Genomic DNA, 25,930 nt, shown 5'->3' with positions numbered 1-25,930 from the left:
ACCCCTTCCCATCCCGAACAGGACCGTGAAACGACTCTACGCCGATGATAGTGCGGATTCCCGTGTGAAAGTAGGTAATCGTCAGGCTCCCTTAGCCAGAAACCCCCGCCCCACAAGGCGGGGGTTTTTGCATTTCAGCGACGGAAATACAGGCTGCGCAAAGCAACGAGCAGGTGGAGCTGGAGCGCTGACGGTGCAAATCAGGACAGTGCGGGACGGCGCAGCCCATCCGCGCAATCGGCAAAGACGCGCTCAGGCCAACCAGATCGGCCCACATGGTGGCGGCATGAGTTGCCATGACCATCTCGACTTACCTACTCCCGCCGTGACGGCGACCATATCTTGGGCATGGAGTCGATACCATCCTTGCGGCATGAGTTACCGGTTTCCCCAACGGTTGGAAGCCATGCGCAGCAGGGTGGCATTGGCAGCACGCAGATCGAACAGTTCGGCGTCGAAGCCGGGGCCGACCCAGTTCCGGTAATGTTCGGCTTCTTCGCTATCCGAATCATCGTATAGCGTGTTCAGGAACGCTTCGTAGCCTGTCGGGCCACCCACGTCTTCCGGCGGGCATGCCCGAGCACCGTCGATGACCTGGGCCGCGCCCCAGGGTTCGCCCTCAACGGTTTCCATTTCCTCGACGACGATGACGTGAACCCAGCCGTCTCCGAAGTCGTAGCGGTAAAGGAAGCGAGAGCCGGGTTTCAGAATCTTCTGAAGTCGAGACTTACGATCGTCGGCCGTTGTGTTCGGGTCAGCGAAGTCCAGCACGTCATCGACTTCGAACATGGCGTAGGTCACGCCGTCGATCAGAAAGTCATGCAGGTGGGTGTCTTCCCAGCCGAAGGCCGCCTGCAGGATATGGTGCAGCTTGCGCAGCGACTCGGTTCCTTCGACCTCGATCCGGCGCCAGATGGGCGGCTCGATATGTTGAAGCTGCACGTGCAGAGTAAAGCGCTGGAACGATTTCACCATCTGATGTCCGGGGAACGGAAAGCCTGCGGCATTATCACCTTACGATGCCAGGGTGGTCATTTTCCAGGGTTGAAGTCCTTCGATCCGGTTAATCGGATGTTCTGCAATGCGCACAAGCCCGGTGCGCAGATACGCCTCTGCATCAATGCCGTTGAGCTTGGCCGTCCCGATCGGGCTGTAAATCGTGGTAGCACGCTCCCCACCTGAGTCCGCGCTGGTGAACAGGTAGTTTCGGCGCCCGAGGGCCACTCCGCGCAACGCGAGCTCGACCGCCAGGTGATCGATTTCCAGGTGCCTGTCGCCCGTCGTCGTAGTAGCGCGAGCGCTTCCCGCCGATTCAACGCGTAGAGGATTGCCCGACTCGTGTCAGATTCGCGTGAGAGCGTCTCCAGTGCGGCGCTCATCCGTCAATGCGAAGTGCGTCTCGATGGCGTCGATGGCGGGTGCGAGCCAATCCGGTGGCCAGGCGCCGCGTGTCGTTGCAAGGTACCGGATCGGCAGCATGTGAGGCCAAAGCCATGAAGGCAATTACAACAGCGAACTGGGGCATGAAGAATCGTACGGGGAACGGACGGACGATTCGAGACGGCTTGTGCCTTTCTGCGAAGTAGGGGCGGGCAGGGGGGCGTGTTCGCGTCGATAGTATCTTCGCGATACCGGCCGCGGAATCGCCAACGCTGCCGGCACGAAATTTGCGGAAATTTTGCATCTACCCGCTTGGCATTGTGCACGAGAGGTCGTATGATGGCGGTCTTTCGTTTTTAGCGCAGATGCAGATCAGCGCTAAAGGCGGAGTCTGACGAAGATGTGGCGCCGATCGGCAATATCTCGTGCTTGCCTTAGCCGGGCAAGGGCGGAGGATCGGTGGTAGCGCAAGTGTCGGGAAGAGGTTTGAAAATAATCTTCCTGATGTGCTTGACAAGAGTGCGATGCACCCCCATAATCGTCAGTTCTCTACGGAGGGGTGCCCGAGTGGCTAAAGGGGGCAGACTGTAAATCTGTTGGCTTACGCCTACGTTGGTTCGAATCCAACCTCCTCCACCAAGATATCAGCGTAGTTGAGCGGTAGGGAATCGTTAGTGGCCCGTGCGGGTGTAGCTCAATGGTAGAGCAGAAGCCTTCCAAGCTTACGACGAGGGTTCGATTCCCTTCACCCGCTCCAGACCGCGAAGTTGAAGCGTAAAGCGCCCATGTGGCTCAGTGGTAGAGCACTCCCTTGGTAAGGGAGAGGTCGGCAGTTCGATCCTGCCCATGGGCACCAGCAGTAAAAAGTCAGTGTCTTGTTTGCGCGCGGCGCAACCTGTGAAATTCCTTTTGGGAGTTGAAAATGGCCAAGGAAAAGTTTGAGCGGACCAAGCCGCACGTGAACGTTGGTACGATTGGTCACGTTGACCACGGCAAGACGACGCTGACGGCAGCGATCACGACGGTTCTGACGAAGAAGTTCGGCGGCGAAGCGAAGGCATACGACCAGATCGACGCGGCACCGGAAGAAAAGGCGCGCGGCATCACGATCAACACGGCACACGTCGAGTACGAAACGGCTAACCGCCACTACGCACACGTCGACTGCCCGGGCCACGCTGACTATGTGAAGAACATGATCACGGGCGCGGCACAGATGGACGGCGCGATCCTGGTTTGCTCGGCAGCAGACGGCCCGATGCCGCAAACGCGTGAGCACATCCTGCTGGCGCGTCAGGTTGGCGTTCCGTACATCATCGTGTTCCTGAACAAGTGCGACATGGTGGACGACGCTGAGCTGCTCGAGCTGGTCGAGATGGAAGTTCGCGAACTCCTGTCGAAGTACGACTTCCCGGGCGACGACACGCCGATCGTGAAGGGTTCGGCGAAGCTGGCGCTGGAAGGCGACACGGGCGAGCTGGGCGAAGTGGCGATCATGAGCCTGGCCGACGCGCTGGACACGTACATCCCGACGCCGGAGCGTGCAGTTGACGGCGCGTTCCTGATGCCGGTGGAAGACGTGTTCTCGATCTCGGGCCGTGGTACGGTGGTGACGGGTCGTGTCGAGCGCGGCATCGTGAAGGTCGGCGAAGAAATTGAAATCGTCGGTATCAAGCCGACGGTGAAGACGACCTGCACGGGCGTTGAAATGTTCCGCAAGCTGCTGGACCAAGGTCAGGCAGGCGACAACGTGGGTATCCTGCTGCGCGGCACGAAGCGTGAAGACGTGGAGCGTGGCCAGGTTCTGGCGAAGCCGGGTTCGATCACGCCGCACACGCACTTCACGGCTGAAGTGTACGTGCTGAGCAAGGACGAAGGCGGCCGTCACACGCCGTTCTTCAACAACTACCGTCCGCAGTTCTACTTCCGTACGACGGACGTGACGGGCTCGATCGAGCTGCCGAAGGACAAGGAAATGGTGATGCCGGGCGACAACGTGTCGATCACGGTGAAGCTGATCGCTCCGATCGCGATGGAAGAAGGTCTGCGCTTCGCAATCCGCGAAGGCGGCCGTACCGTCGGCGCCGGCGTCGTCGCCAAGATCATCGAGTAAGCCAGTTATTCGTTGATCGACAGTTTTGGGGCTGGCAGTAGCCGGCCCCAGCATGGTTTAGGGGTATAGCTCAACTGGCAGAGCGTCGGTCTCCAAAACCGAAGGTTGGGGGTTCGATTCCCTCTGCCCCTGCCAAAAAATAGCCACGTGTCCTACGTGGCATTTGTTTTAAGGTGTTATGGCGAATCCATCCGTCGAAACTGTAAATACCTCCGGCGATAAGCTAGTGCTGGCCCTGGGCGTATTGCTGGTGTTGGCCGGATTCGTGGGCTTCTTCTGGCTGGCCAATCAGCAGTGGTATGTCCGCGGTGCCGCGTTGGCGGTAGGTATCATCGCTGGCGTGGCCGTCGGGCTGATGTCCGCACCTGGCAAGAGCCTCATCGCGTTTGCCAAGGATTCGTACAAGGAAGTCCGGAAGGTCGTTTGGCCCACCCGCAAGGAAGCAACGCAAACAACACTCGTCGTGTTCGGTTTCGTGCTCGTGATGGCGATTTTCCTCTGGTTGAGTGACAAATCGATCGAGTGGGTAATTTTCTCGGCGATTCTGGGTTGGAAATGATATGAGCGATACTCCGGCATCCCCGAGCGGAAAACGTTGGTACGTCGTGCACGCCTACTCCGGTATGGAGAAGAGCGTGCAACGTGCGCTTCAGGAGCGCATCGAACGTGCTGGCATGCAGGACAAATTCGGTCAGATCCTGGTTCCGACCGAAGAAGTGGTCGAAGTCAAAGGCGGCCACAAGGCTGTGACCGAGCGTCGTTTCTTCCCCGGCTACGTGCTGGTGGAAATGGAAATGACGGACGAAACGTGGCACCTCGTGAAGAACACCGCGAAGGTCACCGGCTTCGTCGGCGGTGCGCGTAACCGCCCGACCCCGATTTCCCCGAAGGAAGTCGAGAAGATCATGTCGCAGATGCAGGAAGGCGTCGAAAAGCCGCGCCCGAAGACCCTGTTCGAAGTTGGCGAGATGGTGCGTGTCAAGGAAGGCCCGTTCACGGACTTCAACGGCACCGTCGAAGAAGTCAACTACGAAAAATCGCGCGTGCGTGTGTCGGTCACCATCTTTGGCCGCTCAACCCCGGTCGAACTCGAGTTCGGCCAGGTCGAAAAAGTTTGATCCCGATTCGGTGGGCAGCCTCGGCTGCCCACCTTCGCGCTTACGGCCCGCGTTACGGCCGTTGAGGAGCGTCAGTAGCCAGCGGCGAAAGCGCGTTATCACTCACCGAACGCCGCCTGGCGTTCCAACGAGGTTTTCAAATGGCAAAGAAGATTGTCGGCTTTATCAAACTGCAGATCCCTGCAGGTAAAGCCAACCCGTCGCCGCCGGTCGGTCCGGCACTGGGCCAGCGCGGCCTGAACATCATGGAGTTCTGCAAGGCGTTCAACGCGCAGACTCAAGGCATGGAGCCGGGTCTGCCGGTGCCGGTGGTCATCACGGCATTCGCTGACAAGAGCTTCACGTTCGTGATGAAGACGCCGCCGGCGACCGTCCTGATCAAGAAGGCGGCGAAGGTGGACAAGGGCTCGAGCAAGCCGCATACCGACAAGGTCGGTTCGATCACGCGCGCTCAAGCCGAAGAAATCGCGAAGACCAAGATGCCGGACCTTACGGCAGCTGATCTGGACGCAGCCGTTCGCACCATCGCTGGTAGCGCACGCTCGATGGGCATCACTGTGGAGGGCGTGTAAATGGCTAAGATCTCCAAGCGCCGTCAGGCATTTGCCGCCAAGGTTGATCGCCAGAAGCTGTACGCGATCGAAGACGCACTGAGCCTCGTGAAGGAATGCGCGAGCGCGAAGTTCGACGAGTCGATCGACGTCGCAGTCCAGCTCGGCATCGATGCAAAGAAGTCGGACCAGGTTGTTCGTGGTTCGGTCGTTCTGCCGGCCGGTACGGGCAAGTCGGTTCGCGTTGCCGTGTTCGCGCAAGGCGAGAAGGCCGAGCAGGCTCGTGCAGCAGGCGCGGAAATCGTCGGTATGGAAGACCTGGCTGAGCAGATCAAGGCTGGCCAGATGGACTTCGACATCGTGATCGCTTCGCCGGACACGATGCGTATCGTCGGTACGCTCGGCCAGATCCTCGGCCCGCGCGGCCTGATGCCGAACCCGAAGGTCGGTACGGTCACGCCGGACGTCGCAACGGCCGTCAAGAACGCGAAGGCTGGTCAGGTGCAATTCCGTGTCGACAAGGCCGGTATCATCCACGCGACGATCGGCCGTGCATCGTTCGAGCCGACCGCACTGCGTTCGAACCTGTCGGCGCTGATCGAAGCGCTGCAGAAGGCAAAGCCGGCAACGAGCAAGGGCGTGTACCTGCGCAAGATCGCACTGTCGAGCACGATGGGCGTCGGCGTGCGTGTCGACCAGGCTACGCTGGCAGCACAGTAAGCAAGTATTCAGGCCGCTTCGCTTGCGAAGCGGCCTTCATGGGCTTTGGGCGGTTGTTCGTGCAGCAAGGCGGGCAACCGGTTATCAAAGACCGTTGGTGGGACGCAGCAGGCAGGCGATCCCTTAATTCAAGCCAACGCAGATGGCGAACCCGAAAAAGTTTTGCAGTGGTGAAGCCGCAGGCCGTGAAGCGATTCGCGGCGTGAGGTGGAAATACTCCTAACGAGGTCGGACGCCGTTGTTGAACGAGGTACGTGAGGTTTCGTGCCGAACGTATCGTTTCTGGAGGCTAACCGTGCCGCTTAATAGAGAAGACAAGCAAGCCGTCGTAGCTGAGGTTTCCGCGCAAGTCGCGAAGGCCCAGACCGTTGTGCTGGCTGAGTATCGTGGAATTGCGGTTGGCGATCTGACCAAGCTGCGCGCGCAAGCGCGTGAGCAACAGGTTTACCTGCGCGTGTTGAAGAACACGCTGGCGCGTCGCGCTGTCGAAGGTACGCCGTTTGCTCCGCTGGCAGAGCAGATGACTGGTCCGCTGATCTACGGCATCTCGGAAGATGCAATTGCTGCTGCTAAGGTCGTCAACGACTTCAGCAAGAGCAATGACAAGTTGGTCATCAAGGCTGGTTCGTTCGATGGCAAGGTGATGGACAAGGCTGGCGTGCAAGCGCTGGCAAGCATCCCGAGCCGCGAAGAACTGCTCTCGAAGCTGCTGTTCGTTATGCAATCGCCTGTTTCGGGCTTCGCGCGTGCTCTGGCCGCGCTGGCCGAGAAGAAGCAAGCGGAAGCTGCGTAATCGAACGTGCATCAGCGTCATTGATCGCTGGCTGTATCCGAATTCAATTTAGGAGTATTTCAAATGGCAATCGCAAAAGAAGACATCCTGGCAGCAGTCGAAGGGATGACCGTTCTGGAACTGAACGAACTGGTCAAGGCGTTCGAAGAGAAGTTTGGCGTGTCGGCAGCTGCAGTGGCAGTCGCTGGCCCGGCAGGCGGCGGCGCTGCTGCTGCTGCTGAAGAGAAGACCGAGTTCACGGTCGTTCTGGCTGAAGCAGGCGGCAACAAGGTTGCAGTCATCAAGGCAGTTCGCGAACTGACGGGCCTGGGCCTGAAGGAAGCGAAGGACCTGGTTGACGGCGCACCGAAGGCTGTCAAGGAAGGCGTCGACAAGGCTGCATCGGAAGAAGCCAAGAAGAAGCTGGAAGACGCGGGCGCGAAGGTCGAAATCAAGTAAGTTTCGACGCGCTGTGCGAAGGCTGGCGGTATTTTCACCGCCGGCCTTTTTGTGCTTTGTGGGGACGTTATTCTGGCACTCATTCGGGAGCCCGAATAATCGGCCCCAGAAGCCAAAGAAAACCGTCTAATCGTTGTCATTGGTCACGATTGGCGTTTCTCTTTGTCTTCTGAAGCGACTGCAGAAGGCAAGTTTGGTCGGGTAGCGGGCAACACAGGCATCCGCTGCCGTCAGCCAGCGGTTGGTAGCGGCCAACCACCAAGCTTCTCGGCTCGTTCAAGCCGTCGGACGGCCATCGGGTCTCAGTCGGTGAACACTCGGGTTTGAAACGTCCAGGTATTCCGCCTCGATAGCACCCGCCGTGATTCGGAGATCGTATGCAATATTCCTTCACCGAGAAGAAGCGCATTCGCAAGAGTTTCGCGAAGCGCCCCATCGTTCACCAAGTTCCTTTCTTGCTGGCTACCCAGCTTGAATCATTCAGCACGTTTCTGCAAGCCGATGTGCTCGCGACGCAACGCAAGCCTGAAGGTTTGCAGGCCGCGTTCACGTCGGTATTTCCCATTGTTTCGCACAACGGCTTCGCGCGCCTCGAGTTCGTGAGCTATGCGCTGTCCGCGCCGGCATTCAACATCAAGGAATGCCAGCAGCGCGGCCTGACGTACTGCTCCGCGCTGCGCGCGAAGGTCCGCCTCGTCATCCTCGACAAGGAATCGCCGAACAAGCCGGTCGTCAAGGAAGTGAAGGAGCAGGAAGTGTACATGGGCGAACTTCCGCTCATGACGCCGACGGGCTCGTTCGTCATCAACGGTACCGAGCGTGTCATCGTCTCCCAGCTGCACCGTTCGCCGGGCGTGTTCTTCGAACACGACAAGGGCAAGACGCACAGCTCGGGCAAGCTGCTGTTCTCGGCACGGATCATTCCGTACCGCGGCTCGTGGCTCGACTTCGAATTCGATCCGAAGGACATCCTGTACTTCCGCGTCGACCGTCGCCGCAAGATGCCGGTCACGATCCTGCTGAAGGCCATCGGCCTGACGCCGGAACAGATCCTCGCGAACTTCTTCGTGTTCGACAACTTCACGCTGATGGACGAAGGCGCGCAACTCGAGTTCGTGCCCGAGCGTCTGCGTGGCGAAGTCGCGCGTTTCGACATCACGGATCGCGATGGCAAGGTCATCGTCCAGAAGGACAAGCGGATCAACGCGAAGCACATTCGCGACCTCGAAGCCGCGAAGACCAAGTTCATCTCGGTGCCGGAAGACTATCTGCTCGGCCGCGTGCTGGCGAAGAACGTCGTCGACGGCGATACCGGCGAAGTGATCGCGAGCGCGAACGACGAAGTCACGGAAAGCGTGCTCGAGAAGCTGCGCGAAGCGGGCATCAAGGACATCCAGACGCTCTACACGAACGATCTGGACCAGGGTCCGTACATCTCGTCGACGCTGCGTGTCGACGAAACGACCGACAGGACGGCCGCGCGCATCGCGATCTACCGCATGATGCGTCCGGGCGAGCCGCCGACCGAAGAAGCGGTCGAGGCACTGTTCAACCGTCTGTTCTACAGCGAAGAAGCGTATGACCTGTCGAAGGTCGGCCGCATGAAGTTCAACCGCCGCGTCAGCCGTGACGAGATCACCGGCCCGATGACGCTGCAGGACGACGACATCCTCGCGACGATCAAGATCCTCGTCGAGCTGCGCAACGGCAAGGGCGAAGTGGACGACATCGACCACCTCGGCAACCGTCGCGTGCGTTGCGTCGGCGAACTGGCGGAAAACCAGTTCCGCGCCGGTCTCGTGCGCGTCGAGCGCGCGGTCAAGGAACGCCTCGGCCAGGCCGAGAGCGAAAACCTGATGCCGCACGACCTGATCAACTCGAAGCCGATTTCGTCGGCAATTCGCGAGTTCTTCGGTTCGTCGCAGCTTTCGCAGTTCATGGACCAGACCAACCCGCTGTCGGAAATCACGCACAAGCGCCGTGTTTCCGCACTGGGCCCGGGCGGTCTGACGCGCGAGCGTGCAGGCTTCGAAGTCCGCGACGTGCACCCGACCCACTACGGCCGCGTGTGCCCGATCGAAACGCCGGAAGGTCCGAACATCGGTCTGATCAACTCGCTCGCACTGTACGCGCACCTGAACGAGTATGGCTTCCTCGAGACGCCGTACCGCAAGGTCGTGGACAGCAAGGTGACCGACCAGATCGACTACCTGTCGGCGATCGAGGAAGGCCGCTACATGATCGCGCAGGCGAACGCCGCGATCGACGAGAACGGCACGCTGATCGACGAACTCGTGTCGTCGCGCGAAGCCGGCGAAACGATGATGGTCACGCCGGACCGCATCCAGTACATGGACGTCGCGCCGTCGCAGATCGTGTCGGTCGCAGCCTCGCTGATCCCGTTCCTCGAGCACGACGATGCGAACCGTGCACTGATGGGCTCGAACATGCAGCGTCAGGCCGTGCCGTGTCTGCGTCCGGAAAAGCCAGTCGTCGGTACGGGCATCGAGCGCACCTGCGCGGTTGACTCGGGCACGACGGTTCAGGCGTTCCGCGGCGGCGTCGTCGACTATGTCGACGCAGGCCGTATCGTGATTCGCGTGAACGACGACGAAGCGGTCGCAGGTGAAGTCGGTGTCGACATCTACAACCTGATCAAGTACACGCGTTCGAACCAGAACACGAACATCAACCAGCGTCCGATCGTGAAGATGGGCGACAAGGTCTCGCGCGGCGACGTGCTGGCCGACGGCGCCTCGACGGACCTGGGCGAGCTCGCGCTCGGCCAGAACATGCTGATCGCGTTCATGCCGTGGAACGGCTACAACTTCGAGGATTCGATCCTGATCTCGGAGAAGGTCGTGGCCGACGATCGCTACACGTCGATCCACATCGAAGAGCTGAACGTCGTTGCACGCGACACGAAGCTCGGGCCGGAAGAAATCACGCGCGACATCTCGAACCTGGCGGAAGTCCAGCTCGGCCGTCTCGACGAATCGGGCATCGTGTACATCGGTGCTGAAGTCGAAGCGGGCGACGTGCTGGTCGGCAAGGTCACGCCGAAGGGCGAGACCCAGCTGACGCCGGAAGAGAAGCTGCTGCGCGCGATCTTCGGCGAGAAGGCCTCGGACGTGAAGGACACGTCGCTGCGCGTGCCGTCGGGCATGAGCGGTACCGTGATCGACGTCCAGGTGTTCACGCGTGAAGGCATCCAGCGCGACAAGCGTGCGCAACAGATCATCGACGACGAACTGAAGCGCTACCGTCTCGACCTGAACGACCAGCTCCGCATCGTGGAAGGCGACGCGTTCCAGCGTCTCGCGCGCATGCTCGTGGGCAAGGTCGCGAACGGCGGTCCGAAGAAGCTCGCGAAGGGCACGAAGATCGACCAGGCTTACCTGGAAGACCTCGACCACTACCACTGGTTCGACATCCGCCTGGCGGACGACGAAGCAGCGGCGCAGCTCGAAGCGATCAAGAACTCGATCGAGGAAAAGCGTCACCAGTTCGACCTCGCGTTCGAAGAGAAGCGCAAGAAGCTCACGCAAGGCGACGAACTGCCGCCGGGCGTGCTGAAGATGGTCAAGGTGTACCTCGCGGTGAAGCGCCGTCTGCAGCCTGGCGACAAGATGGCCGGCCGTCACGGTAACAAGGGTGTCGTGTCGAAGATCGTCCCGATCGAAGACATGCCGTACATGGCCGACGGCCGTCCGGCAGACGTCGTGCTGAACCCGCTCGGCGTGCCGTCGCGGATGAACGTGGGTCAGGTTCTGGAGGTGCACCTCGGCTGGGCCGCGAAGGGCCTCGGCTGGCGTATCGGCGAAATGCTGCAGCGTCAGGCGAAGATCGAGGAACTGCGCGTGTTCCTGACGAAGATCTACAACGAGTCGGGCCGCCAGGAAGATCTGGAAAGCTTCACCGACGACGAGATCCTCGAACTCGCAAAGAACCTGCGCGAAGGCGTGCCGTTCGCAACGCCGGTGTTCGACGGTGCGACCGAGGAAGAAATGGGCAAGATGCTCGACCTCGCGTTCCCGGACGACATCGCGGAGCAGCTCGGCATGAACCCGTCGAAGAACCAGGTCCGTCTGTACGACGGCCGCACGGGTGAAATGTTCGAACGTCGCGTGACGCTCGGCTACATGCACTACCTGAAGCTGCACCACTTGGTCGACGACAAGATGCACGCGCGTTCGACCGGTCCGTACTCGCTCGTCACGCAGCAGCCGCTGGGTGGTAAGGCGCAGTTCGGTGGCCAGCGTTTCGGTGAAATGGAAGTGTGGGCACTCGAAGCGTACGGCGCGTCCTACGTGCTGCAGGAAATGCTGACGGTGAAGTCGGACGACGTGACCGGCCGGACGAAGGTGTACGAAAACCTGGTCAAGGGCGATCACGTGATCGATGCAGGCATGCCGGAATCCTTCAACGTGCTCGTGAAGGAAATCCGCTCGCTCGGTATCGATATCGATCTCGACCGCAATTAATCGGACTACGGAGAGAAAGCAATGAAAGCTCTGCTCGATCTATTCAAGCAAGTCCAACAGGAAGAAGTTTTCGACGCGATCAAGATCGGTCTGGCTTCGCCTGACAAGATCCGTTCGTGGTCGTTCGGCGAAGTGAAGAAGCCGGAGACCATCAACTACCGTACGTTCAAGCCGGAACGCGATGGTCTCTTCTGCGCGAAGATCTTCGGGCCGATCAAGGACTACGAGTGCCTGTGCGGCAAGTACAAGCGTCTGAAGCATCGCGGCGTGATCTGCGAGAAGTGCGGCGTCGAAGTGACGCTGGCGAAGGTGCGCCGCGAGCGCATGGGCCACATCGAACTGGCCTCGCCGGTCGCGCACATCTGGTTCCTGAAGTCGCTGCCGTCGCGTCTGGGCATGGTGCTCGACATGACGCTGCGCGACATCGAACGCGTGCTGTACTTCGAAGCGTACGTGGTGATCGAACCGGGCATGACGCCGCTGAAGGCGCGGCAGATCATGACCGAAGAGGATTACTACAACAAGGTCGAGGAATACGGCGACGAATTCCGTGCCGAGATGGGCGCGGAAGGCGTGCGTGAGCTGCTGCGTGCGATCAACATCGACGAGCAGGTCGAGACGCTGCGCACCGAGCTGAAGAACACCGGCTCGGAAGCGAAGATCAAGAAGTACGCGAAGCGCCTGAAGGTCCTCGAGGCATTCCAGCGCTCGGGCATCAAGCCCGAGTGGATGATCCTCGAAGTGCTGCCGGTTCTGCCGCCGGAACTGCGTCCGCTCGTGCCGCTGGACGGCGGCCGTTTCGCGACGTCGGACCTGAACGACCTGTATCGCCGCGTGATCAACCGTAACAACCGGTTGAAGCGCCTGCTCGAGCTGAAGGCGCCTGAAATCATCGTCCGCAACGAAAAGCGGATGCTGCAGGAAGCCGTCGACTCGCTGCTCGACAACGGTCGTCGCGGCAAGGCGATGACGGGCGCGAACAAGCGTCCGCTGAAGTCGCTCGCCGACATGATCAAGGGCAAGGGCGGTCGTTTCCGTCAGAACCTGCTGGGCAAGCGCGTCGACTACTCGGGCCGTTCGGTCATCGTGGTCGGCCCGACGCTGAAGCTGCACCAGTGCGGTCTGCCGAAGCTGATGGCGCTCGAGCTGTTCAAGCCGTTCATCTTCAACAAGCTGGAAGTGATGGGCGTCGCGACGACCATCAAGGCTGCGAAGAAGGAAGTCGAGAACCAGACGCCGGTGGTGTGGGACATCCTCGAAGAGGTGATCCGCGAGCACCCGGTGATGCTGAACCGTGCGCCGACGCTGCACCGTCTCGGTATCCAGGCGTTCGAGCCCGTGCTGATCGAAGGCAAGGCGATCCAGCTGCACCCGCTCGTCTGCGCGGCGTTCAACGCCGACTTCGACGGTGACCAGATGGCCGTCCACGTGCCGCTGTCGCTCGAAGCGCAGATGGAAGCGCGCACGCTGATGCTGGCGTCGAACAACGTGCTGTTCCCGGCCAACGGTGATCCGTCGATCGTGCCGTCGCAGGATATCGTGCTGGGTCTGTACTACGCGACCCGCGAAGCGATCAACGGCAAGGGCGAAGGCCTGTCGTTCACGGGTGTGTCGGAAGTGATCCGCGCGTACGAGAACAAGGAAGTCGAGCTGGCATCGCGCGTCAACGTTCGGATCACCGAAATGGTCCACAACGAAGACAAGTCGGAAGGCGCACCGGCATTCGTGCCGAAGATCTCGCTGTACGCGACGACCGTCGGCCGCGCGATCCTGTCGGAGATCCTGCCGCACGGCCTGCCGTTCTCGGTGCTGAACAAGCCGCTGAAGAAGAAGGAAATCTCGCGCCTGATCAACACGGCGTTCCGCAAGTGCGGTCTGCGCGCGACGGTGGTGTTCGCCGACCAGCTGATGCAGTCGGGTTTCCGACTCGCGACGCGCGCCGGCATTTCGATCTGCGTGGACGACATGCTCGTGCCGCCGCAGAAGGAAACGATCGTCGGCGACGCCGCGAAGAAGGTGAAGGAATACGACCGCCAGTACATGTCGGGTCTCGTCACCGCGCAGGAACGCTACAACAACGTGGTCGACATCTGGTCGGCGACGTCGGAAGCGGTCGGCAAGGCGATGATGGAGCAGCTGTCGACGGAGCCGGTGACGGACCGCGACGGCAACGAGACGCGCCAGGAGTCGTTCAACTCGATCTACATGATGGCCGACTCGGGCGCCCGGGGTTCGGCGGTGCAGATTCGTCAGCTGGCCGGTATGCGTGGCCTGATGGCGAAGCCGGACGGCTCGATTATCGAGACGCCGATTACCGCGAACTTCCGCGAAGGCCTGAACGTGTTGCAGTACTTCATCTCGACCCACGGTGCACGTAAGGGTCTGGCTGATACGGCACTGAAGACCGCGAACTCGGGTTACCTGACGCGTCGTCTGGTCGACGTCACGCAGGATCTGGTCGTGGTGGAAGACGATTGCGGCACGTCGAACGGCGTCGCGATGAAGGCGCTGGTCGAAGGCGGTGAAGTCGTCGAAGCACTGCGCGACCGTATCCTCGGCCGCGTCGCGGTCGCGGACGTCGTGAATCCGGAAACGCAGGAAACGCTGTACGAATCGGGCACGCTGCTCGACGAAACGGCGGTCGAGGAAATCGAACGCCTTGGCATCGACGAAGTGCGCGTGCGCACGCCGCTGACCTGCGAAACGCGTTACGGCCTGTGCGCGGCCTGCTACGGCCGTGACCTCGGCCGCGGCTCGCTCGTGAACGTCGGCGAAGCAGTCGGCGTGATCGCGGCACAGTCGATCGGTGAACCGGGCACGCAGCTGACGATGCGTACGTTCCACATCGGTGGTGCGGCATCGCGTGCGGCAGTGGCCTCGTCGGTCGAAGCGAAGAGCAACGGTATCGTGCGCTTCACGGCGACGATGCGCTACGTCACGAACGCGAAGGGCGAGCAGATCGTCATTTCCCGATCGGGCGAAGCGATGATCACCGACGACTTCGGTCGCGAGCGCGAGCGTCACAAAGTGCCGTACGGCGCGACGCTGCTGCAGCTCGACGGCGCGACCATCAAGGCAGGCACGCAGCTCGCCACGTGGGATCCGCTGACGCGTCCGATCATCACCGAGTACGGTGGTACGGTGAAGTTCGAGAACGTCGAGGAAGGCGTGACGGTCGCGAAGCAGATCGACGACGTGACCGGCCTGTCGACGCTGGTCGTGATCGACGTGAAGCGTCGCGGTTCGCAGGCTTCGAAGAGCGTGCGTCCGCAGGTGAAGCTGCTCGACGCAAACGGCGAAGAAGTGAAGATTCCGGGCACGGAACACGCGGTGCAGATCGGCTTCCAGGTCGGCGCACTGATTACCGTGAAGGATGGCCAGCAGGTGCAGGTCGGTGAGGTGCTCGCACGTATCCCGACCGAAGCGCAGAAGACGCGTGACATTACCGGCGGTCTGCCGCGGGTGGCGGAACTGTTCGAAGCGCGTTCGCCGAAGGATGCCGGCATTCTCGCGGAAGTCACCGGTACGACGTCGTTCGGTAAGGACACGAAGGGCAAGCAGCGTCTCGTCATCACGGATCTCGAGGGCAACCAGCACGAGTTCCTGATCGCGAAGGAAAAGCAGGTGCTGGTCCACGATGCTCAGGTCGTCAACAAGGGCGAAATGATCGTGGACGGTCCGGCCGATCCGCACGACATCCTGCGTCTGCAGGGTATCGAGGCGCTGTCGCGCTACATCGTCGACGAAGTGCAGGACGTGTACCGTCTGCAGGGCGTGAAGATCAACGACAAGCACATCGAGGTGATCGTTCGCCAGATGCTGCGTCGTGTGCAGATCACCGACAACGGCGATACGCGCTTCATCCCGGGCGAACAGGTCGAACGTTCCGACATGCTGGACGAGAACGATCGCATGATCGCCGAGGACAAGCGTCCGGCTTCGTACGACAACGTGCTGCTCGGTATCACGAAGGCATCGCTGTCGACCGACTCGTTCATCTCGGCGGCATCGTTCCAGGAAACGACCCGCGTGCTGACCGAAGCGGCGATCATGGGCAAGCGCGACGATCTGCGCGGCCTGAAGGAAAACGTGATCGTCGGCCGTCTGATTCCGGCCGGTACGGGTCTCGCGTTCCACAAGGCACGCAAGGCGAAGGAATCGTCGGATCGCGAGCGTTTCGACCAGATCGCAGCAGAAGAGGCGTTCGATTTCGGCACGCCGAGCACGCCTGCTGCGGAAGAGCCGCAACAGCACCCGGCAGCCGAATAAGCGCGGGCGGCGCGAGCCGCCTCGCCTCGCTGTCATCGAAACCGCCCGGTTTTGCCGGGCGGTTTTTTTTATCCGTCGTTCACGCGCATGACGCGCTTGCGCATCGCCGGCACCAGTTGCCTGCGAGCGGCGCTCCACATGGCTGCAGGTGCTGTCGCAGGCATCGCGATCGCTTGCGGCGCGGCCGAGGTAGGCCCGTCATGCGCGCGAACGAACCCTGTCCGATCGGCCAACGTTGCACGATTCGCCACGCGTCGCGCGAGCGGGTTGTTAAAATTGCGGTCATCCTTCCGCCGTCCTCGTTCTCACTCATGTCCCGCGCCCTCGAAATTCTCGACGAAGTCTTTGGTTATTCCGCATTTCGCGGCCAGCAGGGCGAGATCGTCGAGCACGTCGCCGGCGGCGGCGATTGCCTCGTGCTGATGCCGACCGGCGGCGGCAAGTCGCTGTGCTACCAGATCCCGGCGCTGCTGCGCCGCGAAGCCGGGCAGGGCGCCGGCATTGTCGTGTCGCCGCTGATCGCGCTGATGCAGGACCAGGTCGCTGCGCTGCGCGAAGTCGGCGTGCGCGCGGCCTACCTGAATTCGACGCTGTCGGGCGCCGAGGCCGCGGCGACCGAGCGCGCGCTGCGCGAGGGCGAGATCGACCTGCTGTATGTCGCACCTGAACGGCTGATGACGGGGCGTTTCCTCGAGTTGCTCGAGCGCGCGAAGATCGGCCTGTTCGCGATCGACGAAGCGCACTGCGTGTCGCAATGGGGGCACGATTTCCGTCCGGAATACATCCAGTTGTCGGTGCTGCACGAGCGGTTTCCGTCGGTGCCGCGCATCGCGCTGACCGCCACGGCCGATGCGATCACGCGCGACGAGATCATCCATCGCCTCGCGCTCGACGACGCACGCGTGTTCATATCGAGCTTCGATCGCCCGAACATCCGCTACCGGATCGTCGAAAAGGACAACGCGCGTTCGCAACTGCTCGACTTCATCCGCGCCGAACACACGAATGCCGACGGCACGACCGATGCGGGCGTCGTTTATTGCCTGTCGCGCCGCAAGGTAGAGGAGACGGCCGAGTGGCTGAAGGCGCAGGGCGTGCGCGCGCTGCCGTATCACGCGGGGATGGAGTTCGAGGTGCGGCAGAAGCACCAGGAAATGTTCCAGCGCGAGGAGGGCATCGTGATGTGCGCGACGATCGCGTTCGGCATGGGCATCGACAAACCCGACGTGCGCTTCGTCGCGCACCTGGATCTGCCGAAGAGCGTCGAAGGCTATTACCAGGAAACCGGGCGCGCGGGCCGCGACGGGATGCCCGCGAATGCGTGGATGGCGTACGGCCTCGGCGACGTCGTCCAGCAGCGCAAGATGATCGACGAGTCCGACGCGGACGACGCGCACAAGCGCGTGCAGACGTCGAAGCTCGACGCGCTGCTCGGGCTGTGCGAGACGATCTCGTGCCGCCGCGTGCGGCTGCTGAACTACTTCGGCGAGGCGAGCCAGCCATGCGGCAACTGCGACACGTGCCTCGAGCCGCCTGATTCGTGGGACGCGACGCGCGAGGCGCAGATGGCGCTGTCGTGCGTGTTTCGCGCGCAGCGTTCGAGCGGCTTCAATTTCGGTTCGAGCCATCTGATCGAAATCCTGCGCGGCGGGCGCACCGAGAAGGTGCTGCAGCGCGGGCATGACCAGCTCAGCACGTTCGGGATCGGCGCGTCGCTATCCGAGCCCGAGTGGCGCGCGATTTTCCGGCAGCTCGTCGCGTACGGCTACCTGGCGGTCGATCATGGCGGCTTCGGCGCGCTCATGCTGACCGAGGCCGCGAAGCCCGTGCTGAAGAACGAGGAGAAGGTCACGCTGCGCCGCTACGTGAAGCCGCAGCGCACGCGGCAGTCGTCGAGCCGCAGCGGCACGCGCGTCGATCCGACGGCCGGCATGGGCACGCGCGAGCGCGCACGGTGGGATGCGCTGCGCGCGTGGCGCGCGGAAACCGCGAAGACGGACGGCGTGCCGGCCTACGTGATCTTCCACGACGCGACGCTCGCCGAAATCGCGCGTAACGCGCCGGAGACGATCGACGACCTGCGCCATATCCCCGGCATGGGCGTGCGCAAGCTCGAGCGCTTCGGCGACGAGATCATCGACGTCGTCGAATCGGCCTGACACAGGTGTTCAGACCCTTCCTGTAAACCGCGCGGCCTGCCGGCAAATCACGCAAGCCGTTGACTTAGTTGGCATTTCCGGAATATTATGTTGGGTTCCGGTATTCGGTGGGCCGAGTCGCGTACGAAGGTCCGCGTCCGTTTCGCCGGTTCGGAAGTCAACTGTGCGCCGATTCTCGCTTTGCCCGAAATCGGTGTGCAGATTTTGTTCAATTTCAGGAATAAACAATGCCAACCATCAACCAACTGGTTCGCAAAGGCCGTCAGTCGGAAACGACGAAGAGCAAGAGCCCGGCCCTGCAGGACTGCCCCCAGCGTCGCGGCGTGTGCACCCGTGTGTACACGACGACGCCGAAGAAGCCGAACTCGGCACTCCGTAAGGTCGCCAAGGTTCGTCTGACGAACGGCTTCGAAGTGATTTCGTACATCGGCGGTGAAGGCCACAACCTGCAGGAACACTCGGTTGTGCTGATCCGCGGCGGCCGTGTGAAGGACTTGCCGGGTGTGCGTTACCACATGGTTCGCGGCTCGCTGGATACCCAGGGCGTCAAGGACCGTAAGCAAGCGCGCTCGAAGTACGGCGCGAAGCGTGCAAAGGCTGCCAAGTAAGCGGCTTTTGATCAGGGATCGCCTCTGGGCGGTCAAGGCGGGAGTGCCGGATTGCCGGTGCTGTCGAGTAAGTGGTCACCCGGCCAAGCTGGTTAGTCGTGAAGATGTGATCGGGTTTGTTGGTGGCCGCGGAGCTGGATACAGCTCCAACTGAACAAGTAAAGGAAGAATCATGCCGCGTCGTCGCGAAGTCCCCAAGCGGGAAGTGTTGCCGGATCCGAAGTTCGGCAACGTTGATGTAGCCAAGTTCATGAACATGCTGATGCTGTCCGGCAAGAAGTCGGTCGCGGAGCGCATCGTTTATGGCGCATTCGAACAGATCCAGACCAAGGGTGGCAAGGACCCGCTGGAAGTGTTCACGGTTGCGCTCAACAACGTGAAGCCGGTGGTCGAAGTGAAGAGCCGTCGCGTTGGTGGTGCCAACTATCAAGTTCCGGTCGAAGTGCGCCCGTCGCGTCGTATGGCATTGGCGATGCGCTGGCTGCGTGAGGCTGCGAAGAAGCGCAGCGAGAAGTCGATGGCCCTGCGCCTGGCAGGTGAACTCTCCGAAGCGGCCGAAGGCCGTGGCGGCGCGATGAAGAAGCGCGATGAAGTTCACCGCATGGCAGAAGCCAACCGCGCGTTCTCGCATTTCCGTTTCTAAGCGCCTGGCTGGGCTGTTAGCGGAAATAAATTCCGGGCGGGTGCGCTTTTCAGGCGCCTCGCCCGTTTGTGTTGAAGCGTGATGCAGCAAGGCTGCGTCGCGTCATCCCAGTAGAGGATCAAAGTGGCTCGCAAGACTCCTATCGAGCGCTACCGCAATATCGGTATTAGCGCTCACATCGACGCCGGCAAAACGACGACGACCGAGCGCATTCTGTTTTACACCGGTGTGAACCACAAGATCGGTGAAGTCCACGACGGCGCAGCCACGATGGACTGGATGGAGCAGGAACAGGAGCGTGGCATCACGATCACGTCCGCTGCTACCACGGCCTTCTGGAAGGGCATGGGCGGCAACTATCCGGAACACCGCATCAACATCATCGACACCCCGGGCCACGTCGACTTCACGATCGAAGTGGAGCGCTCGATGCGCGTGCTCGACGGCGCGTGCATGGTGTACTGCGCAGTGGGCGGCGTGCAGCCGCAGTCGGAAACGGTGTGGCGCCAGGCGAACAAGTACAAGGTGCCGCGTCTCGCGTTCGTCAACAAGATGGACCGTACCGGCGCGAACTTCTTCAAGGTCTACGACCAGCTCCGTCTGCGCCTGAAGGCGAACCCGGTTCCGGTCGTGGTGCCGATCGGTGCGGAAGAAGGCTTCAAGGGCGTCGTCGACCTGATCAAGATGAAGGCGATCATTTGGGACGAGGCGTCGCAAGGCACCAAGTTCGACTACGTGGACATCCCGGCAGAACTCGTCGACACGTGCAACGAATGGCGCGAAAAGATGGTCGAAGCGGCTGCAGAGTCGAACGAAGACCTGATGAACAAGTACCTGGAAGCGGGCGAGCTGTCCGAAGCAGAGATCGTGAAGGGTCTGCGTGACCGTACGATCGCGTGCGAAATCCAGCCGATGCTGTGCGGTACCGCGTTCAAGAACAAGGGCGTGCAGCGCATGCTCGACGCCGTGATCGATTTCCTGCCGTCGCCGGTCGATATTCCGCCGGTTACGGGCGAGCTCGAAAACGGCGAGAAGACGGAGCGCCGTGCTGCCGACGACGAGAAGTTCGCGGCACTCGCGTTCAAGATCATGACCGACCCGTTCGTCGGCCAGCTGATCTTCTTCCGCGTCTACTCGGGCGTTGTGAATTCGGGCGACACGCTGCTCAATGCGACCAAGGACAAGAAGGAGCGTCTCGGCCGTATTCTGCAGATGCACGCGAACCAGCGTGAAGAAATCAAGGAAGTTCGCGCGGGCGACATCGCTGCTGCGGTTGGCCTGAAGGAAGCGACCACGGGCGACACGCTGTGCGATCCGGCTCATCCGATCGTGCTCGAGCGCATGATTTTCCCGGAGCCGGTGATTTCGCAGGCAGTCGAGCCGAAGACGAAGGCTGACCAGGAAAAGATGGGCCTGGCGCTCAACCGTCTCGCTCAGGAAGATCCGTCGTTCCGCGTGCAGACCGACGAAGAATCGGGTCAAACGATCATTTCGGGCATGGGCGAGCTCCACCTCGAAATTCTCGTCGACCGGATGAAGCGTGAATTCGGCGTGGAAGCGACCGTCGGCAAGCCGCAGGTGGCGTACCGCGAAACCATTCGCAAGTCGGCTGCGGACGTCGAAGGCAAGTTCGTCAAGCAGTCGGGCGGCCGTGGTCAGTATGGTCACGCGGTCATTACGCTCGAGCGCAGCGAACTGGGCAAGGGCTACGAGTTCATCGACGCGATCAAGGGCGGTGTGATTCCGCGCGAATACATTCCGTCGGTTGACAAGGGTATCCAGGAAACGCTGAAGAGCGGCGTGCTGGCGGGCTTCCCGGTCGTCGACGTGAAGGTCACGCTGACGTTCGGTTCGTACCACGACGTCGACTCGAACGAAAATGCATTCCGCATGGCTGGTTCGATGGCGTTCAAGGAAGCGATGCGCCGCGCTGATCCGGTTCTTCTCGAACCGATGATGGCCGTGGAAGTGGAAACGCCGGAAGACTTCATGGGTAACGTGATGGGCGACCTGTCGGGTCGTCGCGGCATTATCCAGGGCATGGACGACATGGTGGGTGGCGGCAAGATCGTGCGCGCCGAAGTGCCGCTGTCGGAAATGTTCGGCTATTCCACGTCGCTGCGTTCGCTGACGCAGGGTCGCGCAACGTACACGATGGAGTTCAAGCACTACGCTGAAGCTCCGAAGAACGTTGCAGAAGCGATCATCAGCGCGAAGTCGAAGTAATTCGCTATCACAATCGATTATTTTTGAAAGAAGAGAATCATGGCAAAAGGTAAATTCGAGCGGACCAAGCCGCACGTGAACGTTGGTACGATTGGTCACGTTGACCACGGCAAGACGACGCTGACGGCAGCGATCACGACGGTTCTGACGAAGAAGTTCGGCGGCGAAGCGAAGGCATACGACCAGATCGACGCGGCACCGGAAGAAAAGGCGCGCGGCATCACGATCAACACGGCACACGTCGAGTACGAAACGGCTAACCGCCACTACGCACACGTCGACTGCCCGGGCCACGCTGACTATGTGAAGAACATGATCACGGGCGCGGCACAGATGGACGGCGCGATCCTGGTTTGCTCGGCAGCAGACGGCCCGATGCCGCAAACGCGTGAGCACATCCTGCTGGCGCGTCAGGTTGGCGTTCCGTACATCATCGTGTTCCTGAACAAGTGCGACATGGTGGACGACGCTGAGCTGCTCGAGCTGGTCGAGATGGAAGTTCGCGAACTCCTGTCGAAGTACGACTTCCCGGGCGACGACACGCCGATCGTGAAGGGTTCGGCGAAGCTGGCGCTGGAAGGCGACACGGGCGAGCTGGGCGAAGTGGCGATCATGAGCCTGGCCGACGCGCTGGACACGTACATCCCGACGCCGGAGCGTGCAGTTGACGGCGCGTTCCTGATGCCGGTGGAAGACGTGTTCTCGATCTCGGGCCGTGGTACGGTGGTGACGGGTCGTGTCGAGCGCGGCATCGTGAAGGTCGGCGAAGAAATTGAAATCGTCGGTATCAAGCCGACGGTGAAGACGACCTGCACGGGCGTTGAAATGTTCCGCAAGCTGCTGGACCAAGGTCAGGCAGGCGACAACGTGGGTATCCTGCTGCGCGGCACGAAGCGTGAAGACGTGGAGCGTGGCCAGGTTCTGGCGAAGCCGGGTTCGATCACGCCGCACACGCACTTCACGGCTGAAGTGTACGTGCTGAGCAAGGACGAAGGCGGCCGTCACACGCCGTTCTTCAACAACTACCGTCCGCAGTTCTACTTCCGTACGACGGACGTGACGGGCTCGATCGAGCTGCCGAAGGACAAGGAAATGGTGATGCCGGGCGACAACGTGTCGATCACGGTGAAGCTGATCGCTCCGATCGCGATGGAAGAAGGTCTGCGCTTCGCAATCCGCGAAGGCGGCCGTACCGTCGGCGCCGGCGTCGTCGCCAAGATCATCGAGTAACATCGATGATCCGCGGATCCCGACGGGGTCCGCGATTCCGCGGTATGCAGTCGTACCGTCGAAACCGGGTGCCCAGCTTGCGCTGGCACCCGGTTTTGTTTTTCCGGTGCTCCGTTGCATGGGCCGAGAAACCCGCACCACCGCTCCACAATTTCGTGTAGAATCGCGGGCTTAGCAGTGGAAGTACTGTCCGGAACCTGATGTCTCGCTCCCCGCAGGCGTCATGTTTCACGTTCTTTTAGTGTCCGGCGATGCAACATCGCCTCGCTCTTTTCAAGGAATCGTCATGCAGCAACAGAAAATCCGCATTCGCCTGAAGGCTTTCGACTATCGTCTGATCGATCAATCGGCTGCCGAGATCGTCGATACCGCGAAGCGGACTGGCGCAATCGTCCGTGGCCCGGTGCCGCTGCCGACGCGCATTCAGCGTTTTGACATCCTGCGTTCGCCGCACGTCAACAAGACGTCGCGCGATCAGCTCGAAATCCGCACCCACCAGCGCCTGATGGACATCGTCGATCCGACCGACAAGACGGTTGACGCGCTGATGAAGCTCGATCTGCCGGCTGGCGTCGACGTGGAAATCAAGCTGCAGTAAGGCTTCCAGCGCCGATCGGCTTGCCGGGCGGCGCTAAGTCTTTGTATTGCTTGCGGAAAACGAGAGGTCGGGCTATACTGCTTGGCTTTTCGCGTATTCGCGTAAAAAAGTTGGGCCTTGCGTGCCCGGCATTTTGTAAATCAGCCCCGACCAATCGCAGTCGGGAATGGAGAAAATGATGAGCCTTGGACTCGTAGGTCGCAAGGTTGGCATGACCCGTATCTTCACGGCTGAAGGGGATTCGATTCCCGTCACCGTGCTGGACGTGTCGGACAACCGCGTGACGCAGATCAAGACTGTTGAAACCGACGGCTACACGGCCGTGCAGGTTGCATTCGGCTCCCGCCGCGCCTCGCGCGTGACGAAGCCGCTGGCAGGTCATCTCGCCAAAGCCGGTGTCGAAGCCGGTGAAATCCTCAAGGAATTCCGCATTGACGCGGCCAAGGCAGCCGAGCTGTCGAATGGCGCCGTGGTCGGTGCAGATCTTTTCGAAGTGGGCCAGAAGGTCGACGTGCAAGGCGTGTCGATCGGTAAGGGCTACGCCGGTACGATCAAGCGTTACAACTTCTCCTCCGGCCGTGCCACGCACGGTAACTCGCGCTCGCACAACGTGCCGGGCTCGATCGGTATGGCGCAGGATCCGGGCCGCGTGTTCCCGGGTAAACGCATGACGGGTCACATGGGTGACGTGACCGTGACGGTGCAGAACCTCGAAATCGCTCGTATCGATGCAGAGCGCAAGCTGCTGCTCGTCAAGGGTGCGATTCCGGGCGCGAAGGGTGGCAAGGTTTTTGTCACGCCGGCCGTCAAGACCAAGGGGGCGAAATAATGGAACTCAAGCTCCTGAACGAAAATGGTCAGGAAGGTGCAGTGGTCAACGCATCGGACGTCGTGTTCGGTCGTGACTACAACGAAGCGCTGATCCACCAGGTCGTCGTCGCTTACCAGGCGAATGCTCGCCAGGGTAACCGCGCGCAGAAGGACCGCGAGCAGGTCAAGCACACCACCAAGAAGCCGTGGCGCCAGAAGGGTACGGGCCGTGCTCGTGCCGGTATGTCGTCGAGCCCGCTGTGGCGTGGCGGTGGTCGTATCTTCCCGAACTCGCCGGAAGAAAACTTCTCGCACAAGGTCAACAAGAAGATGCATCGCGCAGGTCTCTGCTCGATCTTCTCGCAGCTGGCCCGTGAAGGCCGTCTGTCGGTCGTCGAGGACATCGTCCTCGAAGCGCCGAAGACCAAGCTGCTGGCCGACAAATTCAAGACCATGGGTCTCGACTCCGTGCTGATCATCACCGACACGGTTGACGAAAACCTGTACCTGGCTTCGCGCAACCTGCCGCACGTGGCAATTGTCGAGCCGCGCTACGCTGACCCGCTGTCGCTGATCTACTTCAAGAAAGTGCTGGTCACGAAGGCTGCGGTCGCCCAGATCGAGGAGTTGCTGTCATGAGCGAGATTCGCAAGAACGATCATCGTTTGATGCAGGTCCTGCTCGCACCGGTGATCTCGGAAAAGGCGACGCTGGTTGCCGACAAGAACGAGCAAGTCGTGTTCGAAGTCGCACCGGATGCCACGAAGCAGGAAGTGAAGGCGGCTGTCGAGCTGCTGTTCAAGGTGGAAGTTGATTCCGTCAACGTGCTGGTTCAGAAGGGCAAGCAGAAGCGCTTTGGCCGTTCGATGGGCCGCCGCAAGGACGTGAAGAAGGCGTACGTTTGCCTGAAGCCCGGCCAGGAAATCAACTTTGAAGCGGAGGCCAAGTAATCATGGCAATCGTGAAAGTTAAACCGACTTCGCCGGGTCGCCGCGCGATGGTCAAGGTGGTCAACAAGAACCTGCACCAGGGCAAGCCGTTCGCGGCACTGCTCGACTCGCAGAGCTCGACCGCCGGCCGTAACAACAACGGCCGTATCACCACGCGCCACAAGGGCGGTGGCCACAAGCAGCACTATCGTATCGTCGATTTCCGTCGCACGAAGGATGGCATCCCGGCAAAGGTCGAGCGTCTCGAGTACGACCCGAACCGCAGCGCGAACATCGCGCTGGTGCTCTACGCAGACGGCGAACGTCGCTACATCATCGCCCCGAAGGGCCTGACCGTCGGCCAACAGCTGATGTCGGGTTCGGAAGCGCCGATCCGTGCAGGCAACACGCTGCCGATCCGCAACATTCCGGTCGGTACGACGATCCACTGCATCGAGATGCTGCCGGGCAAGGGCGCGCAAATGGCGCGTTCGGCTGGCACGTCGGCCATGCTGCTGGCGCGCGAAGGCGTCTACGCGCAGGTTCGCCTGCGCTCGGGCGAAATCCGCCGCGTGCACATCGAGTGCCGTGCAACGATCGGTGAAGTCGGCAACGAAGAGCATAGCCTGCGCCAGATCGGCAAGGCTGGCGCGAACCGCTGGCGCGGTATCCGCCCGACGGTGCGTGGCGTTGCGATGAACCCGGTCGATCACCCGCACGGTGGTGGTGAGGGCAAGACGGCTGCAGGTCGCGACCCGGTGAGCCCGTGGGGTACGCCGGCTAAGGGTTACCGCACCCGCAGCAACAAGCGCACGACGACGATGATCGTCCAGCGCCGTCACAAGCGTTAAGGAGTAGGCA

Annotated in this window: 20 protein-coding genes, 4 tRNA genes and 1 pseudogene; 23 read left to right on the top strand and 2 right to left on the bottom strand. The window is 61.2% G+C overall.

Features of this window, described 5'->3' with window-relative positions:
* Nucleotides 1-378: 378 nt before the first annotated feature.
* Together ACNQQL_RS12725 and ACNQQL_RS12720 are read right to left on the bottom strand one after the other, a co-directional pair.
* A complete protein-coding gene (locus ACNQQL_RS12725) occupies nt 379-975 on the bottom strand; it encodes a plasmid pRiA4b ORF-3 family protein (RefSeq protein ID WP_347064301.1) in 597 nt (198 codons plus the stop codon).
* Nucleotides 976-1,014: 39 nt separating this feature from the next.
* Nucleotides 1,015-1,373: pseudogene (locus tag ACNQQL_RS12720) on the bottom strand (transposase domain-containing protein); the annotation flags it as partial.
* Nucleotides 1,374-1,933: 560 nt separating this feature from the next.
* On the opposite strand from ACNQQL_RS12720, the gene ACNQQL_RS12715 reads away from it, so the two are divergent.
* From ACNQQL_RS12715 to rplB, 23 genes are all read left to right on the top strand, one after another.
* Nucleotides 1,934-2,019, top strand: a tRNA-Tyr gene (locus tag ACNQQL_RS12715).
* Nucleotides 2,020-2,063: 44 nt separating this feature from the next.
* Nucleotides 2,064-2,137: transfer RNA gene (locus ACNQQL_RS12710), tRNA-Gly, on the top strand.
* A 24-nt stretch (nt 2,138-2,161) separates the two neighbouring features.
* A tRNA-Thr gene (locus ACNQQL_RS12705) sits at nt 2,162-2,236 on the top strand.
* Between the two features lie 66 nt (nt 2,237-2,302).
* Entirely contained in the window at nt 2,303-3,493 is a 1,191-nt protein-coding gene (gene tuf / locus ACNQQL_RS12700) for an elongation factor Tu (protein WP_006482910.1), read from the top strand.
* A 59-nt stretch (nt 3,494-3,552) separates the two neighbouring features.
* Nucleotides 3,553-3,628: transfer RNA gene (locus ACNQQL_RS12695), tRNA-Trp, on the top strand.
* A 43-nt stretch (nt 3,629-3,671) separates the two neighbouring features.
* Nucleotides 3,672-4,052, top strand: coding sequence for a preprotein translocase subunit SecE (gene secE / locus ACNQQL_RS12690; RefSeq protein ID WP_034183753.1), 381 nt, complete (start codon nt 3,672-3,674; stop codon nt 4,050-4,052).
* Nucleotide 4,053: 1 nt separating this feature from the next.
* Nucleotides 4,054-4,611, top strand: coding sequence for a transcription termination/antitermination protein NusG (nusG, locus tag ACNQQL_RS12685; protein ID WP_006400672.1), 558 nt, complete (start codon nt 4,054-4,056; stop codon nt 4,609-4,611).
* Between the two features lie 140 nt (nt 4,612-4,751).
* A complete protein-coding gene (gene rplK, locus ACNQQL_RS12680; RefSeq protein WP_006753591.1) occupies nt 4,752-5,183 on the top strand; it encodes a 50S ribosomal protein L11 in 432 nt (143 codons plus the stop codon).
* Nucleotides 5,184-5,882, top strand: a complete 699-nt coding sequence (gene rplA / locus ACNQQL_RS12675; protein WP_006482906.1) for a 50S ribosomal protein L1 — start codon at nt 5,184-5,186, stop codon at nt 5,880-5,882. It begins immediately after the preceding gene.
* 295 nt (nt 5,883-6,177) lie between these two features.
* Nucleotides 6,178-6,675: a 50S ribosomal protein L10 gene (gene rplJ, locus ACNQQL_RS12670; RefSeq protein WP_027788582.1), complete on the top strand. Its 498-nt coding sequence runs from the start codon at nt 6,178-6,180 to the stop codon at nt 6,673-6,675.
* A gap of 63 nt (nt 6,676-6,738) precedes the next feature.
* Nucleotides 6,739-7,113, top strand: a complete 375-nt coding sequence (gene rplL, locus ACNQQL_RS12665; protein WP_034183755.1) for a 50S ribosomal protein L7/L12 — start codon at nt 6,739-6,741, stop codon at nt 7,111-7,113.
* A 377-nt stretch (nt 7,114-7,490) separates the two neighbouring features.
* Nucleotides 7,491-11,597 (top strand): DNA-directed RNA polymerase subunit beta, encoded by a 4,107-nt coding sequence (gene rpoB / locus ACNQQL_RS12660; RefSeq protein ID WP_204425454.1) that lies wholly within the window; start codon nt 7,491-7,493, stop codon nt 11,595-11,597.
* A gap of 21 nt (nt 11,598-11,618) precedes the next feature.
* The gene (gene rpoC, locus ACNQQL_RS12655; RefSeq protein ID WP_034183757.1) at nt 11,619-15,866 is read left to right on the top strand and encodes a DNA-directed RNA polymerase subunit beta'; all 4,248 of its coding nucleotides are present in this window, start codon (nt 11,619-11,621) and stop codon (nt 15,864-15,866) included.
* 311 nt (nt 15,867-16,177) lie between these two features.
* On the top strand, nt 16,178-18,025 hold the full coding sequence (gene recQ / locus ACNQQL_RS12650) for a DNA helicase RecQ (protein ID WP_152859258.1): 1,848 nt from the start codon (nt 16,178-16,180) through the stop codon (nt 18,023-18,025).
* 227 nt (nt 18,026-18,252) lie between these two features.
* A complete protein-coding gene (gene rpsL / locus ACNQQL_RS12645) occupies nt 18,253-18,633 on the top strand; it encodes a 30S ribosomal protein S12 (protein ID WP_006400662.1) in 381 nt (126 codons plus the stop codon).
* A gap of 172 nt (nt 18,634-18,805) precedes the next feature.
* Nucleotides 18,806-19,276: a 30S ribosomal protein S7 gene (gene rpsG, locus ACNQQL_RS12640; protein ID WP_006477195.1), complete on the top strand. Its 471-nt coding sequence runs from the start codon at nt 18,806-18,808 to the stop codon at nt 19,274-19,276.
* A gap of 123 nt (nt 19,277-19,399) precedes the next feature.
* Nucleotides 19,400-21,502 (top strand): elongation factor G, encoded by a 2,103-nt coding sequence (gene fusA / locus ACNQQL_RS12635; RefSeq protein ID WP_096472257.1) that lies wholly within the window; start codon nt 19,400-19,402, stop codon nt 21,500-21,502.
* A gap of 39 nt (nt 21,503-21,541) precedes the next feature.
* Nucleotides 21,542-22,732 (top strand): elongation factor Tu, encoded by a 1,191-nt coding sequence (tuf, locus tag ACNQQL_RS12630; protein WP_011350666.1) that lies wholly within the window; start codon nt 21,542-21,544, stop codon nt 22,730-22,732.
* A 286-nt stretch (nt 22,733-23,018) separates the two neighbouring features.
* Nucleotides 23,019-23,330 carry a 30S ribosomal protein S10 gene (rpsJ, locus tag ACNQQL_RS12625; protein WP_004199280.1) on the top strand — a complete coding sequence of 104 codons (312 nt, stop codon included), beginning with the start codon at nt 23,019-23,021 and terminating at the stop codon, nt 23,328-23,330.
* Between the two features lie 178 nt (nt 23,331-23,508).
* Nucleotides 23,509-24,159 carry a 50S ribosomal protein L3 gene (rplC, locus tag ACNQQL_RS12620; protein WP_006482922.1) on the top strand — a complete coding sequence of 217 codons (651 nt, stop codon included), beginning with the start codon at nt 23,509-23,511 and terminating at the stop codon, nt 24,157-24,159.
* Nucleotides 24,159-24,779: a 50S ribosomal protein L4 gene (rplD, locus tag ACNQQL_RS12615; RefSeq protein ID WP_040143046.1), complete on the top strand. Its 621-nt coding sequence runs from the start codon at nt 24,159-24,161 to the stop codon at nt 24,777-24,779. The genes rplC and rplD overlap by 1 nt, the downstream gene beginning before the upstream one ends.
* Complete coding sequence (rplW, locus tag ACNQQL_RS12610; RefSeq protein WP_004199275.1) at nt 24,776-25,090, top strand: 50S ribosomal protein L23; 315 nt, start codon at nt 24,776-24,778, stop codon at nt 25,088-25,090. The genes rplD and rplW overlap by 4 nt, the downstream gene beginning before the upstream one ends.
* Before the next feature lie 2 nt (nt 25,091-25,092).
* Nucleotides 25,093-25,920 (top strand): 50S ribosomal protein L2, encoded by an 828-nt coding sequence (gene rplB / locus ACNQQL_RS12605; protein ID WP_006482900.1) that lies wholly within the window; start codon nt 25,093-25,095, stop codon nt 25,918-25,920.
* Nucleotides 25,921-25,930 lie beyond the last annotated feature (10 nt).

The sequence above is a fragment of the Burkholderia sp. LFS061 genome, from assembly GCF_047978125.1.
GTDB lineage: Bacteria > Pseudomonadota > Gammaproteobacteria > Burkholderiales > Burkholderiaceae > Burkholderia > Burkholderia pyrrocinia_C.
Note: the sequence above shows the minus strand (reverse complement) of the source record. Positions and strands in the feature narration are given on the sequence as shown.